General features: G+C 68.7%; 13 protein-coding genes. 9 read left to right on the top strand and 4 right to left on the bottom strand.

Going from position 1 to position 13,918, the window contains the following annotated elements; translation table 11 throughout:
• The first annotated feature begins 8 nt into the window (after window positions 1–8).
• Window positions 9–1,220, top strand: a complete 1,212-nt coding sequence (hutI, locus tag AB0436_RS21340; protein WP_366469487.1) for an imidazolonepropionase — start codon at window positions 9–11, stop codon at window positions 1,218–1,220.
• Window positions 1,221–1,405: 185 nt separating this feature from the next.
• On the opposite strand, the gene AB0436_RS21335 is transcribed toward hutI, so the two are convergent.
• Window positions 1,406–2,299, bottom strand: coding sequence for an RNA polymerase sigma factor SigF (locus AB0436_RS21335; protein ID WP_366469485.1), 894 nt, complete (start codon window positions 2,297–2,299; stop codon window positions 1,406–1,408).
• A gap of 248 nt (window positions 2,300–2,547) precedes the next feature.
• Here AB0436_RS21335 and AB0436_RS21330 point away from each other — a divergent pair, with 248 nt between their 5' ends.
• The gene (locus tag AB0436_RS21330) at window positions 2,548–2,916 is read left to right on the top strand and encodes an STAS domain-containing protein (protein ID WP_366469484.1); all 369 of its coding nucleotides are present in this window, start codon (window positions 2,548–2,550) and stop codon (window positions 2,914–2,916) included.
• A 119-nt stretch (window positions 2,917–3,035) separates the two neighbouring features.
• The gene (locus AB0436_RS21325; protein WP_366469483.1) at window positions 3,036–3,527 is read left to right on the top strand and encodes an ATP-binding protein; all 492 of its coding nucleotides are present in this window, start codon (window positions 3,036–3,038) and stop codon (window positions 3,525–3,527) included.
• A 94-nt stretch (window positions 3,528–3,621) separates the two neighbouring features.
• On the opposite strand, the gene AB0436_RS21320 is transcribed toward AB0436_RS21325, so the two are convergent.
• A complete protein-coding gene (locus tag AB0436_RS21320) occupies window positions 3,622–5,118 on the bottom strand; it encodes an oligopeptide:H+ symporter (RefSeq protein ID WP_366469482.1) in 1,497 nt (498 codons plus the stop codon).
• Between the two features lie 475 nt (window positions 5,119–5,593).
• Between AB0436_RS21320 and AB0436_RS21315 the strand changes: the two genes are divergently transcribed.
• Window positions 5,594–6,271 (top strand): response regulator transcription factor, encoded by a 678-nt coding sequence (locus tag AB0436_RS21315; protein ID WP_365856356.1) that lies wholly within the window; start codon window positions 5,594–5,596, stop codon window positions 6,269–6,271.
• A gap of 93 nt (window positions 6,272–6,364) precedes the next feature.
• Window positions 6,365–7,648: an ATP-binding protein gene (locus AB0436_RS21310; protein WP_366469480.1), complete on the top strand. Its 1,284-nt coding sequence runs from the start codon at window positions 6,365–6,367 to the stop codon at window positions 7,646–7,648.
• A gap of 6 nt (window positions 7,649–7,654) precedes the next feature.
• Here AB0436_RS21310 and AB0436_RS21305 read toward each other — a convergent pair whose 3' ends face one another.
• On the bottom strand, window positions 7,655–8,122 hold the full coding sequence (locus AB0436_RS21305; protein ID WP_366469479.1) for a GtrA family protein: 468 nt from the start codon (window positions 8,120–8,122) through the stop codon (window positions 7,655–7,657).
• A 159-nt stretch (window positions 8,123–8,281) separates the two neighbouring features.
• Between AB0436_RS21305 and AB0436_RS21300 the strand changes: the two genes are divergently transcribed.
• From AB0436_RS21300 to AB0436_RS21290, 3 genes are read left to right on the top strand one after another with little or no spacing between them, the layout of a single operon-like run.
• Window positions 8,282–9,421 (top strand): 5-(carboxyamino)imidazole ribonucleotide synthase, encoded by a 1,140-nt coding sequence (locus AB0436_RS21300; RefSeq protein WP_366469478.1) that lies wholly within the window; start codon window positions 8,282–8,284, stop codon window positions 9,419–9,421.
• Window positions 9,418–9,960: a 5-(carboxyamino)imidazole ribonucleotide mutase gene (gene purE, locus AB0436_RS21295; RefSeq protein ID WP_366469477.1), complete on the top strand. Its 543-nt coding sequence runs from the start codon at window positions 9,418–9,420 to the stop codon at window positions 9,958–9,960. Before AB0436_RS21300 ends, purE begins: the two co-directional genes overlap by 4 nt.
• A 9-nt stretch (window positions 9,961–9,969) precedes the next feature.
• Window positions 9,970–11,157: a dipeptidase gene (locus tag AB0436_RS21290; protein WP_366469476.1), complete on the top strand. Its 1,188-nt coding sequence runs from the start codon at window positions 9,970–9,972 to the stop codon at window positions 11,155–11,157.
• An 18-nt stretch (window positions 11,158–11,175) separates the two neighbouring features.
• Here the strand turns inward: AB0436_RS21290 and AB0436_RS21285 are convergent, their stop codons facing one another.
• Window positions 11,176–12,519, bottom strand: a complete 1,344-nt coding sequence (locus AB0436_RS21285; protein ID WP_366469475.1) for a UDP-glucose/GDP-mannose dehydrogenase family protein — start codon at window positions 12,517–12,519, stop codon at window positions 11,176–11,178.
• A gap of 177 nt (window positions 12,520–12,696) precedes the next feature.
• Here AB0436_RS21285 and AB0436_RS21280 point away from each other — a divergent pair, with 177 nt between their 5' ends.
• Window positions 12,697–13,854 (top strand): acyl-CoA dehydrogenase family protein, encoded by a 1,158-nt coding sequence (locus AB0436_RS21280; RefSeq protein ID WP_366469474.1) that lies wholly within the window; start codon window positions 12,697–12,699, stop codon window positions 13,852–13,854.
• Window positions 13,855–13,918 lie beyond the last annotated feature (64 nt).

The following is a 13,918-nucleotide window of genomic DNA, read 5'->3' as shown; positions in this document are numbered from 1 at the left end:
ACACCGCGATGACGACAACCACCGCACTCACCAACATCGGCACTCTGGTCACCAACGACCCCTCCCTCGGATGGGGGTCCCCCCGTTCGAGCAAATTCGAGCACGGGGGATGTTCCCCCCTCGGACTGATCCAGGACGCGGCGCTCGTCATCGACGGCGACCGCATTGCCTGGGTCGGTGAATCCAGCAAAGCACCCGCCACTGACAACGCGGTCGACGCCGGCGGGCGTGCGGTGATCCCGGGCTTCGTCGACTCCCACTCGCATCTGGTCTTCGCGGGTGACCGGACAGCCGAGTTCAACGCCCGGATGTCGGGCCGCAGCTATTCGGCGGGCGGCATCCGCACCACGGTCGCCGCCACCCGGGCGGCGTCCGACGAAGAACTGTCGGCCAACGTCGAGAAGTACCTGCGGGAGGCGCTCCGACAGGGCACCACCACCCTGGAGACCAAGTCCGGTTACGGCCTGACCGTGGACGACGAAGCGCGGGCGCTGCGCATCGCAGCCTCACACACCGACGAAGTCACCTATCTGGGCGCCCACATAGTGCCGCCCGAGCAGGCCGACGACCCGGCAGCCTATGTGGCGCTGGTGACCGGCGCGATGCTCGACGCCTGCGCCCCGCACGCCCGCTGGATCGATGTGTTCTGCGAGCGGGGAGCCTTCGACGGCGACCAGGCCCGCGCGATCCTCACCGCGGGCCGGGCCAAGGGGCTGCATCCACGCATCCATGCCAACCAGCTCAGCTACGGTCCCGGAGTCCAGCTGGCGGTGGAAATTGACGCGGCGTCGGCCGACCACTGCACCCATCTCACCGACGCGGACGTGACCGCCCTGGCGAGCGGCAACACGGTGGCCACGCTGCTGCCCGGGGCCGAGTTCTCCACCCGGGCCGCCTGGCCGGACGCCCGCCGACTGCTGGATGCCGGCGCCACGGTCGCCCTCTCCACCGACTGCAACCCCGGCTCGTCCTTCACGTCCTCCATGCCGTTCTGCATCGCGCTCGCGGTACGGGACATGGGGATGACCCCCGACGAAGCGATCTGGTCGGCCACTGCGGGTGGCGCGGCCGCCCTGCGTCGCACCGATGTGGGCCGCCTCACGCCGGGCTCCCGCGCCGACCTGGCCCTGCTCGACGCGCCGTCACCGGTCCACCTCGCCTACCGCCCCGGCGTCCCGCTGGTCTCAGCGGTGTGGCAGCGCGGTGAGCGCGCACTCTGACATGCGCATACAGCGGGGTCACAGCCCTGGCATTTCTCCCGGCAGGCCGCGGTCGGCGGCAGCGGCAGGCGAGCCGCTTGTCGTAGGTCACAACGGCCGTGAGGGCCTGTTCGACGCGGAAGAGCCGGTCCCGACGAGCGGGACCGGCTCTTGAGCCGAGGGGCCGGGGCCCCTCGTGGGCGTGCTCACTGCTCCAGGGTCAGCCCCTTGCGCAGCTTCACCAGGGTGCGCGACAGCAGCCGCGACACGTGCATCTGCGAGATGCCCAGCTCGTCGCCGATCTCGGACTGCGTCAGATTGGCGACGAAGCGCAGTGAGAGGATCTGCCGGTCGCGGGCGGGCAGCCCGGCGATGAGGGGCTTCAGCGATTCGATGTACTCGACGCCTTCGAGGTCGTGGTCCTCGTAGCCGATCCGGTCCGCCAGCGCGCCTTCCGAATCGTCCTCCTCGGGCTGCGCGTCGAGCGAACTCGCGGTGTAGGCGTTGCTCGCCGCCATCCCCTCGACGACCTCTTCCCTGCTGAGGTCGAGCCGCGCGGCGAGTTCCGCCACGGTGGGGGAGCGGTCGAGCTGCTGCGCGAGTTCGTCGCCCGCCTTGGCGAGGTCGAGCCGGAGCTCCTGGAGGCGGCGCGGTACCCGCACCGACCAGGAGGTGTCACGGAAGAAGCGCTTGATCTCGCCGATGATGGTCGGCATCGCGAAGGTGGGGAATTCCACACCTCTGCTGAGCTCGAAGCGATCGATCGCCTTGATCAGGCCGATGGTGCCGACCTGGATGATGTCCTCCATCGGCTCGCTGCGGGAGCGGAAGCGGGAGGCGGCGAACTTGACCAGCGCGAGGTTCAGCTCGACCAGTGTGTTCCGTACGTAGGCGTATTCGTGCGTTCCCTCTTCGAGGGACTCGAGACGCGCGAAGAGCGTCTTCGACAGGGCCCTGGCATCCAGCGGGCCCACCTCGTCGTACGGCGGAATCTCGGGAAGGTCCTCGAGTCCGGTCTCGATCCGGTTGGGCTGGTCAGTCTGGTTTGTCGACGCACCACTGCGGTATTCGTCGAGCCGGGGTGACATGGTGTCCTCCATGGTTCTCGGCGTATGGCTGCCGATGCCTGTTCGTTCGTCCGCGGTGTAGCGGCGCCTCCAAAGCCGGTCGTTTCGAATGGTGTGCGTACTACCCCTATCGGCTGGGTAGGTACGAGCGCAAGTGACAAATGTCCGTATTGGTCCCGCTTGTTGGGGTTGTTCGGCTACCGGACGGCGTGCTGAGGGCGTAGTCTTCGTTGCTGCACGTCAAGACATCTCCCACCACGGCGAAGAGGACGGACACGGACATGGACCGCGGGACCGTCGGCAGCGCGAACAGGGGCCGGCTTCTGGTCGAGGTCCGCACCGAGGGCCGGAGTGAAGTCGTGACCCCGGCGGGTGAATTGGACCACCACACTGCCGAGTTGCTGAGCGAACCACTGGACGAAGCTCTGGAGCGCGGCCGCACCCGTCTGGTCGTCGACTGCTCCGAGCTCGAATTCTGCGACTCCACCGGGCTGAACGTGCTGTTGGGGGCCCGGCTCAAGGCGGAGGCCGCCGGTGGCGGGGTGCACCTGGCAGGTATGCAACCGGTGGTAGCCAGAGTGTTCGAGATCACAGGTGCCGAGGCGGTCTTCACCGTGCACGATTCCCTGGACGACGCCTTGCGCGACTGAGCCCACACACTCTGTCGAAAGAAATGGGTGTTGTCACCATTCGGCAGGGCAGGAGTCCCTCCGCAATCTTATGTACCGCTGACTTTCTTGAACCGGTGAATCGGTGAGGTGAAGCGCTGATGAGCACCACCCGGCAGCAGCCGCCGGGGGACCTCGGCCCCGAGCGTGACGGCGCCGGACCAGGCTTTACCATGTCCGCCGACGGCCGCAGCCGCACGCTCTCCCTGCAGAGCGCCAGCGGCATTGTTCCGCTGGCGCGTGATTTCACGCGCCAGGCGCTGTACGACTGGGCCTGGCTGCCCGCGGAGAGCGCCGAACGGCGCGCCGCTGCGGAGGATGTCCTGCTGGTGGTCTCCGAGCTGGTCACCAACGCCTGCCTGCACGCCGAGGGGCCCGATGAGTTGCGGGTCTCGTACGGGCAGAAGGTGCTGCGGCTGGAAGTCGCCGACCGCGGCGCGGGCCAGCCCGCCCCGCGCAGCCCGCACCGGGCGGGTCGGCCGGGCGGGCACGGCATGTTCATCGTCGAGCGGCTCTGTGTGGACTGGGGCGTCGTCCGTACGCCCGGCAGCCCCGGCAAGATGGTCTGGGCGGAGCTCTCCGCCCCCGCGTAGCCGCACCGCGAACGCCACAGACCTCTGACGACAAGAGGGCCCGGCGACACCGAAATCGGTGCGGCCGGGCCCTCCGTACAGCATGCGGACCTCGTCAGTGGACGTCGCCCATGAGCTCCTTGACCTTGCCGCGGTTCATCCACACGGCGACACCGGCGAGCACCGCGACGATCGCCTCGACCGCGACGATGCCGCTCTTGTTGAGGTCGAGGCTGAACGGCGGCAGCGAGAGCATGCCGGTGATGCAGTCGCCCGCGGTGACGGCCAGGAACCAGACACCCATCATCTGGCTGGCGTACTTCGCCGGGGCCATCTTCGTGGTGACCGACAGGCCGACCGGGGAGAGTGTCAGCTCGCCGACGGTCTGTACGAAGTAGATGGCGACCAGCCACAGCGCGCCGGCCTTCGCACCGTCCGTGGCGATCGCCAGCGGTGCCAGGAAGACGAAGAACGAGGCGCCGATCAGCACCAGGCCGGACGCGAACTTCACGACCGTGCTGGGCTCCTTGCCCTTGCGGTTCAGCGTGAGCCAGAAGGCGGCGAAGACCGGGGCCAGCGCCATGATCAGGACCGGGTTGACCGACTGGTACCAGGAGACAGGGAAGTTCCAGCCGAAGACCGCGTTGTGGGCCGAGGAATCGGCGAAGATCGACAGGGTCGATCCGCCCTGGTCGTAGATCATCCAGAAGACGGCGGCGGCGACGAAGAACCAGATGTAGCCGGACATCTTGCGCTGCTCGGTCTCGCTGAGCTCCTTGTCCCGCTTGATCCGGGTCAGCACCACCAGCGGAATGATCAGGCCGGCCAGTGTGATCGGCATCAGCACCCAGTTGAGGGTGTAGACGCCGGTGACGACCGTGCCGAGGTAGAAGACGGCGGCGACCGCCATCCAGATCATGGCCTTGCGCAGCGAGGACGACCGCTCGGCCGCCGAGAGCGGCTTCGGGACGACGCTGCTGCGCTCGCTCAGGTGGCGGGTGCCGATCAGGAACTGGACGAGGCCGAGCGCCATGCCGAGTGCGGCGAGGGCGAAGCCGAAGTGCCAGTTGACGTTCTCGCCGACGGTGCCGATGGTCAGCGGCGCGGCGAAGGCACCGAGGTTGATGCCCATGTAGAAGACGGTGAAGCCGCCGTCGCGCCGGGGGTCGTCCGGTCCGTCGTACAGGTGCCCGACCATCGTGGAGATGTTGGCCTTCAGCAGGCCGGAGCCCAGTGCGACCAGGCCGAGACCCACGAAGAAGGTGCCCTGCGAGGGCAGCGCCAGGGTCAGGTGCCCGAGCATGATCACGGCGGTGGCGACGGCGACCGTTTTGCGCGGGCCCCAGACCCGGTCACCGAACCAGCCGCCGGGCATGGCGAGCAGATACACCAGGGACAGATAGACCGAGTAGATCGCGGTGGCCGTCGCCGGGTTCATGTGCAGCCCATTGGGCGCGATCAGATACAGCGGAAGGAGGGCGCGCATGCCGTAGTAGGAGAAACGCTCCCACATCTCGGTCATGAAGAGAGTCGCCAGGCCGCGGGGGTGGCCGAAGAAGGTCTTCCCGGTATCGGCCGTGCTGGCCGGGTCCTTCGTCAGGCTGGACGCCATGGTCGTTCCTTGCTTTTCGGGACGCGCCGCGAAACGGAGCAGCGCCCGGTGGGGGGTGGCCGGCACCGGCGTGGCCCCTCCCCGCCCACGCCTTGGGGTCCCGGCCGGAGATGCTCCGGGCCGAGGGGGAAAACCACACCGGGATCTACACCCCGCACGCGCTTCGGCGTGCGCGGCCCGGCCGCTAGGTCATTCGCTGGTCATTCACTGTCCACGAGGCCGGCGATGCCAACCTCACACAGAAAAAGGACCTTTGGCATGTCATAGCAGGCCAAAGAGTCCCGAGTGGTGCTACAGGCGTATCGACACCATAAGGAGCCAGTCATGGCATTTGGAAGTACTTGAGACATGGATCACAGGTGAACATGGAACCACGTTCCCACATTCGAAGGTTCAAACCAGCGTTCTGGCGCACACCTGCAGGGGTTGTCGATCACCACACGAGCAGTACCCGTCGCGGACTACCATCACCTCCATGACCCGTGTACTGCTCGCCGAGGACGACGCATCCATCTCGGAGCCCCTGGCCCGCGCACTGCGTCGGGAGGGTTACGAGGTCGAGGTGCGGGAAGACGGTCCGACCGCGCTCGACGCCGGCCTTCAGGGAGGTGTGGACCTGGTCGTCCTGGATCTGGGTCTGCCCGGCATGGACGGTCTCGAGGTGGCCAGGCGGCTGCGTGCCGAAGGGCACGCCGTGCCGATCCTGGTGCTCACCGCCCGCGCCGACGAGGTGGACACGGTGGTCGGCCTGGACGCCGGTGCCGACGATTACGTCACCAAGCCGTTCCGGCTGGCGGAGCTGCTCGCCCGGGTACGGGCCCTGCTGCGGCGCGGCGCCTCCGAGACGGCCCCGCAGCCCGCCACCCACGGCGTCCGGATCGATGTCGAGTCGCACCGCGCGTGGATGGGTGACGAGGAGCTCCAGCTCACCGCGAAGGAGTTCGACCTGCTGCGGGTGCTGGTCAGGGATGCCGGCCGGGTCGTCACCCGGGATCAGCTGATGCGCGAGGTGTGGGACACCACCTGGTGGTCCTCGACCAAAACCCTCGACATGCACATCTCCTGGCTGCGCAAGAAACTCGGCGACGACGCGGCGAACCCGCGCTACATCGCCACCGTGCGCGGTGTCGGCTTCCGTTTCGAGAAGAGCTGACGCTTTCGAGAAGAGCTGACGCTTTCGAGAAGAGCTGACGCTTTCGAGAAGAGCTGACGGTCCGCCGCGGAGAGCGGCTGCGACACTGGCGGCATGCGCCGCCGCCTGATCAGTTCCACGCTCGCCGTCGTGCTCGTCGTGATCGCCGTCTTCGGCGTCTCGCTCGTCATCGTCGAGACGCGCACCATCAGCAGCAGCGCCCAGGAGAGCGTGGACTCCGAGGCGCTGCGGCTGTCCAGCATCGTGGAGAGCCGGCTGGTCGGTGACGAGCGGGTCACCAAGGACATCCTTCGCGACCAGGTGGACGCCAACCGCTACGCGGTGGTCCAGATCCCCGGCAAGGGAACCATCCGGCTCGGCACGGAACCGCAGGGCAGCGTCATCCGCGGTACGGCAACCGGCGGGCGCGGCGAGAAGATCTCCGTCGAGGAACCGGCCTCCACCGTCACCCGCGAGGTGGGCCGAACCCTGCTGATCATCGCGGCGGTCGCGCTGCTCGCGATCATCTCGGCGGTGCTGCTCGCCGTGCGCCAGGCCAACCGGCTCGCCTCGCCGCTCACCGATCTCGCCGAGACCGCCGAACGTCTTGGCTCCGGCGACCCGCGTCCGCGGCACAAGCGGTACGCGGTACCCGAACTGGACCGGGTCGCGGATGTGCTGGACTCGTCGGCCGAGCGGATCACCCGCATGCTGACCGCCGAGCGCAGGCTCGCCGCGGACGCCTCGCACCAGCTCCGGACGCCGCTGACCGCGCTCTCCATGCGGCTGGAGGAGATCACCCTCACCGACGACCTGGACACGGTGAAGGAGGAGGCGACCATCGCCCTGACCCAGGTGGAGCGGCTCACCGACGTGGTGGAGCGGCTGCTGACCAACTCCAGGGACCCGCGCACCGGCTCCGCCGTCACCTTCGATCTCGACGAAGTCGTCAAGCAGCAACTGCAGGAGTGGCGCCCGGCATACCGCAGCGCGGGACGCGCGATCGTACGGTCCGGCAAGCACGGCCTGCGCGCCGTCGGTACCCCCGGCGCGGTGGCCCAGGTGATGGCCGCGCTGATCGAGAACTCGCTGATGCACGGCGGGGGCACCGTCGCGATCCGCACCAGGGTCACCGGCACCCAGACCGTCGTCGAGGTGACGGACGAGGGCCCCGGGGTGCCGCCCGAGCTGGGGGCGCGGATTTTCGAGCGGACCATCAGCGGCCGCAACTCCACCGGGATCGGGCTTGCCGTGGCCCGCGACCTGGCCGAGGCGGACGGCGGCCGTCTGGAAATGCTGCAGCAGCACCCACCGGTCTTCGCGCTCTTCCTCAGCCGGGTGTCCCAGGGGCTGACGGCCGCCTCCGGTCCGGATCAGGAGAAGCCGACGATCAGATGAGGCGGGTCACCGCCCGGCGGTCTGCATCGCTTCCTGGGCGGGCAGCGCACGGAACACCCAGGTTCGGTAGGACCAGAAGCGGAAGACGGTGCCGAGGCCCAGGCCGACGACGTTCTTGGCCATGTTGTCGGCGAGCGTCGAGGTGAGGCCGAAGCCGTAGTGCGACAGGGCCAGCGTGCCGTTCTCGATGACCAGACCGATACCGCTGAAGAGCAGGAAGAGCGTCAGCTCCCGGGTCCGCTTGCTGCGGTCGGTGTGCCGGTAGGTCCAGTAGCGGTTGCCGACATAGTTCGTCGCGATGGCGACGCAGGTGGCGATCACCCCGGATCGCACCACCGCGAGATCAAAAGAGTGCGTGCAGATATTGAAAACGACCGCATTGACTACAAAACCGATCGCCCCGACCGCCCCGAACTTGGCGAGCTCGCGAGCCAGCGCGTCCACCCGTATCCGCAGCGCGCCCCGTTCGCTCATGGTGTGGCTCAGCCCCGTCCCGTACCGCCGGCAGGTGCGCCGGTCGCCTGCCGTCACTCGGTCGTCAACCCCGCCATGCTAGACGAGCGCCTACCGGCCCGCGCTGCGGGTGGCCGAGCGGTGGCAGGGCTGTGACAGACCGGCGGATACCCTGGGTGTGTGACGTTTCCCGTAGTCGGCATGGTCGGTGGCGGACAGCTCGCCCGTATGACCCACGAGGCAGGCATCCCCCTCGGCATCAGATTCAAGCTGCTCAGTGACACCCCGCAGGACTCGGCCGCTCAGGTGGTGAACGAAGTCGTCGTCGGCGACTACCGTGATCTGCCGACGCTGCGCGCCTTCGCCCGCGGCTGCGACGTGATCACTTTTGATCACGAGCATGTGCCGATCGAGCATCTGAAGGCCCTGGAGGCCGACGGCATTCCCGTCCGGCCCGGGCCGGACGCGCTGGTGCACGCCCAGGACAAGGGGGTGATGCGCGAGCGGCTCACCGCCCTCGGCGCGCCCTGCCCCCGGCACCGGATCGTCTCGGACCCCGGCGACGCGGTGGCCTTCGCGGACGAGGTCGGTGGCTTCCCGGTCATCCTCAAGACCGTCCGGGGCGGTTATGACGGCAAGGGCGTGTGGTTCGTACGCTCCCGGGCGGACGCCGAAGCGCCCTTCAAGGCGGGCGTCCCGGTGCTCGCCGAGGAGAAGGTGGACTTCGTACGGGAGCTCGCGGCGAACGTCGTGCGCTCCCCGCACGGCCAGGCGGTGGCCTACCCGGTCGTGGAGTCCCAGCAGGTCGACGGGGTCTGCGACACGGTGATCGCACCGGCCCCCGGCCTGGACGAGGAGCTCGCCGGCCAGGCCCAGCAGCTCGCCCTGCGGATCGCGGCGGAGCTGGGGGTGACCGGCCACCTCGCGGTGGAGCTCTTCGAGACCCGCGACGGCCGGATCCTGGTCAACGAGCTCGCGATGCGCCCGCACAACTCCGGTCACTGGACCCAGGACGGCTCGGTCACCTCGCAGTTCGCCAACCACGTGCGAGCCGTGCTCGACCTGCCGCTGGGCGACCCGCGCCCGCGCGCCCGCTGGACGGTCATGTGCAACGTCCTCGGCGGCGACTACCCGGACATGTACCAGGCGTATCTGCACTGCATGGCGCACGATCCGCAGCTGAAGATCCACATGTACGGCAAGGACGTGAAGCCGGGACGCAAGGTCGGCCACGTCAACACCTACGGTGACGACCTGGACGAGGCGCTGGAGCGCGCCCGTCACGCCGCCGGATACCTGCGAGGGACACTGCTCACATGAATGAGCCCGTCGGTACGACCACCCCGCTCATCGGCATCGTCATGGGCTCGGACTCCGACTGGCCGGTCATGGAGGCCGCCGCCGAGGCGCTGGACGAGTTCGAGATCCCCTACGAGGTCGATGTCGTCTCCGCACACCGGATGGCGCACGAGATGATCGCGTACGGCGAGGAGGCCGCGGGTCGTGGTCTCAAGGCGATCATCGCGGGTGCCGGGGGAGCGGCTCACCTGCCGGGCATGCTCGCTTCGGTGACCCCGCTTCCGGTGATCGGCGTGCCGGTGCCGTTGAAGTACCTGGACGGCATGGACTCGCTGCTGTCCATCGTCCAGATGCCGGCCGGCGTCCCGGTGGCGACGGTCTCGGTGGGCGGCGCGCGGAACGCCGGCCTGCTCGCCGCGCGGATCCTGGCCACCGCCGATCCGGAACTTCTCGACAAGATGCGGGAATTCCAGCAGGAGCTGAAGGAGCAGGCCACCGAGAAGGGCAAGCGGTTGCGTGCGAAGGTCGAAGGGGCAGGTTCCTTCGGATTCGGAAAGTAGGCGGAAGCCATGTCGGCTCATCTCACCGAGGCCCTCGATGTGCTCGCCGACCACCCGGTCGTCGACGGGCACAACGACCTGCCGTGGGCGCTGCGCGAACACGTCCGGTACGACCTGGACAAGCTCGACATCGCGCGCGACCAGACGGGCCGGCTGCACACCGACCTGCACCGGCTGCGCAAGGGCTGTGTCGGCGCGCAGTTCTGGTCGGTCTACGTCCGCAGCGACCTGGCGGGCGACGAGGCGGTCAGCGCCACGCTGGAACAGATCGACGTGGTGGACCAGCTGATCGCCCGCTATCCGGGTGACCTGGTCCGGGCGCTGACCGCGGACGACATGGAGTCCGCCCGCGGTCAGGGCCGTATCGCCTCACTGATGGGGGCCGAGGGCGGCCACTCCATCAACAACTCGCTGGGCACCCTGCGCGCGCTGTACGCGCTCGGCGTGCGGTACATGACCCTCACCCACAACGACAACATCGCCTGGGCGGACTCGGCGACCGACGTGGAGAAGGCACACGGGCTGACCGCCTTCGGCCACGAGGTCGTACGGGAGATGAACCGCACCGGCATGCTGGTGGACCTCTCCCATGTGTCGGCGAAGACGATGCGGGCCGCGCTGGAGACGTCCACCGCGCCGGTGATCTTCTCGCACTCCTCGGCCCGCGCGGTCTGTGACCATCCGCGCAACATCCCGGACGACGTGCTGGCCCAGCTGCCGGTGAACGGTGGGATCGCGATGGCGACCTTCGTTCCGAAGTTCATCCTCCCCGAGGCGGTCGAGTGGACCGTCCGGGCGGACGAGAACATGCGCGCCCACGGCCTGCACCACCTGGACACGACGCCCGCCGGCATGAAGGTGCAGCGCGCCTTCGAGGAGGCGCATCCCCGGCCGATGGCCACCGTGTCCACCGTCGCCGACCACCTCGACCACATGCGCGAGGTCGCCGGTGTCGACCACATCGGCATCGGTGGCGACTACGACGGCACCGCGTTCACCCCGGCCGGTCTGGAGGACGTGGGCGGCTATCCGCATCTCATCGGCGAGCTGATCCGCCGGGGCTGGTCGGTGGACGAGCTGTCCAAGCTGACCTGGCTGAACGCCGTACGAGTGCTGCGCGCGGCGGAGGACGTCGCGCGCGATCTCCAGTCGCAGCGCGGCCCGTCCAACGCGACCCTGGCCGATCTGGACGGCTGACCGCCCGGCGGCCGCCGGCTACGCCCGCGGCCGCCCCATGGCGCGATACGTCCACCCGGCGTCCCGCCACGCTGCGGCGTCCAGCGCGTTGCGCCCGTCCAGCAGTATCCGCTCGGCGGCCACCGCCCCCAGCTCCACCGGGTCCAGCTCCCGGAACTGGCGCCACTCGGTCAGGTGCAGCACGACGTCCGCCCCGCGTACCGCGTCCAGCGCGGACTCCGCATACCCGAGGGTCGGGAAGAGACGGCGGGCGTTCTCCATGCCCTTGGGGTCGTACACGGTGACCTGGCCGCCCTGCAGATGAATCTGCCCGGCGACGTTCAGCGCGGGCGAATCCCGTACGTCGTCCGAATCCGGCTTGAAGGCCGCACCCAGCACAGCGACCCGCTTGCCGAGGAACGAACCGCCGCCGACTGCTTCCCGGGCCAGCTCGACCATGTGCCCGCGCCGCCGCATATTGATCGAGTCGACCTCGCGCAGAAACGTCAGGGCCTGGTCGGCGCCCAGCTCGCCGGCGCGCGCCATGAAGGCCCGGATGTCCTTGGGCAGGCACCCGCCGCCGAAGCCGATACCGGCCCGCAGGAACTTCTTGCCGATCCGCTCGTCATGGCCGAGTGCCTCGGCCAGTTTCGCCACGTCGCCTTCCGCGGCCTCGCACACCTCGGCCATCGCGTTGATGAACGAGATCTTCGTGGCCAGGAACGAATTCGCCGCGGTCTTCACCAGTTCGGCGGTGGGGAAGTCGGTCACCACGAACGGTGAGCCCTCGCCGATCGGCCCCGCATACACCTCGCGCAGCAGCTTCTCGGACCGCTCGCTCCGCACCCCCACCACGATCCGGTCCGGGCGCAGGGTGTCCTGCACGGCGAAGCCCTCGCGCAGGAACTCCGGGTTCCAGGCCAGCTCGACGGAGTCACCCGCCGGGGCGAGCCCGCTGAGCAGCTCCGCCAGCCGCGCCGCGCTGCCGACCGGCACGGTCGACTTGCCGACGACCAGTGCGGCCCGCTTCAGATGCGGGGCGAGCAGGCTGAAGGCACTGTCCACGTACGACATGTCGCAGGCGTACTCGCCGTGCTTCTGCGGGGTGTTCACGCAGACGAAGTGCACATCCCCGAACTCCCCGACCTCTTCCCACGAGGTGGTGAACCGCAGCCGCCCGGTGGACCCGTCGAACCCCGCGACGTGACGCTGCAGGATCTCCTCGAGACCCGGCTCGTACATCGGGACCCGCCCCTGCGAGAGCAGCTCGATCTTCTCGGGCACCACATCGAGACCGAGCACGTCGAAGCCCAGCTCCGCCATGGCCGCGGCATGCGTGGCGCCGAGGTAGCCGGTGCCGATCACGGTGATTTTCAGGGCCATCAGCATGCTCCAGAGGGCGTACGGGTTCGGGTGCGCGCCCGAGCATATCCGGGGCGCCCCCGACGGCCGGATTCCCGCTGTCGCCAACCTCACGTACGACGGCGATATACCGGTGATGGCTCGCCGTCTAAAATGAAGTTACTTAACGGTAGTTAGCATCCTGGGGAGTGAGTGACCTTGGCAGGTTCGCCCGATTTCGACCTGTACCGCCCGGCCGAAGAGCACGCCATGCTCCGTGACTCGGTCCGCTCCCTGGCGGAGGCGAAGATAGCGCCGTTCGCCGCAGCGGTCGACGAGGAGGCCCGCTTCCCGCAGGAGGCGCTGGACGCCCTGACCGCCGCAGACCTGCACGCGGTCCACGTACCGGAGGAGTACGGCGGCGCGGGCGCCGACGCGCTCGCCACGGTCATCGTCATCGAGGAGGTGGCCCGCGTCTGCGCGTCGTCCTCCCTCATCCCCGCCGTGAACAAGCTCGGTTCGCTCCCGGTGATCCTCTCCGGCTCCGAGGACCTCAAGAAGAAGTACATGACCCCGCTCGCCCAGGGCGACGGCATGTTCTCGTACTGCCTCTCCGAGCCGGACGCCGGCTCGGACGCGGCGGGCATGAAGACGAAGGCCGTCCGCGACGGTGACTTCTGGGTGCTCAACGGTGTGAAGCGCTGGATCACCAACGCCGGTGTCTCCGAGTACTACACGGTGATGGCCGTCACCGACCCCACCAAGCGCTCCAAGGGCATCAGCGCCTTCGTCGTCGAGAAGTCCGATGAGGGCGTCTCCTTCGGCGCCCCGGAGAAGAAGCTCGGCATCAAGGGCTCCCCGACCCGCGAGGTCTACCTCGACAACGTCCGGATCCCCGCCGACCGCATGATCGGCGCCGAGGGCACCGGCTTCGCCACCGCGATGAAGACCCTCGACCACACCCGCATCACCATCGCCGCCCAGGCCCTCGGCATCGCCCAGGGCGCTCTGGACTACGCCAAGGGCTACGCCCAGGAGCGCAAGCAGTTCGGCAAGCCGATCAACGACTTCCAGGGCATCCAGTTCATGCTCGCCGACATGGCCATGAAGATAGAGGCCGCCCGTCAGCTCACCTACGCGGCGGCGGCCAAGTCCGAACGCCTCGACAGCGACCTGACCTTCGCGGGCGCCGCGGCCAAGTGCTTCGCCTCCGACGTCGCCATGGAGGTCACCACCGACGCGGTCCAGATCCTCGGCGGCTACGGCTACACGCGGGACTACCCGGTGGAGCGGATGATGCGGGACGCGAAGATCACCCAGATTTATGAGGGCACGAACCAAGTTCAGCGCATCGTCATGGCCCGCAACCTGCCGTAACCCGGCGGATCAGTGGCCCGGCTCGGGGCGCCCTTCGGGGCGCCCCTCGGCGTTTGCCCGGCCG

The sequence above is a fragment of the Streptomyces sp. NPDC051322 genome (assembly GCF_040689485.1).
GTDB lineage: Bacteria > Actinomycetota > Actinomycetes > Streptomycetales > Streptomycetaceae > Streptomyces.
Note: the sequence above shows the minus strand (reverse complement) of the source record. Positions and strands in the feature narration are given on the sequence as shown.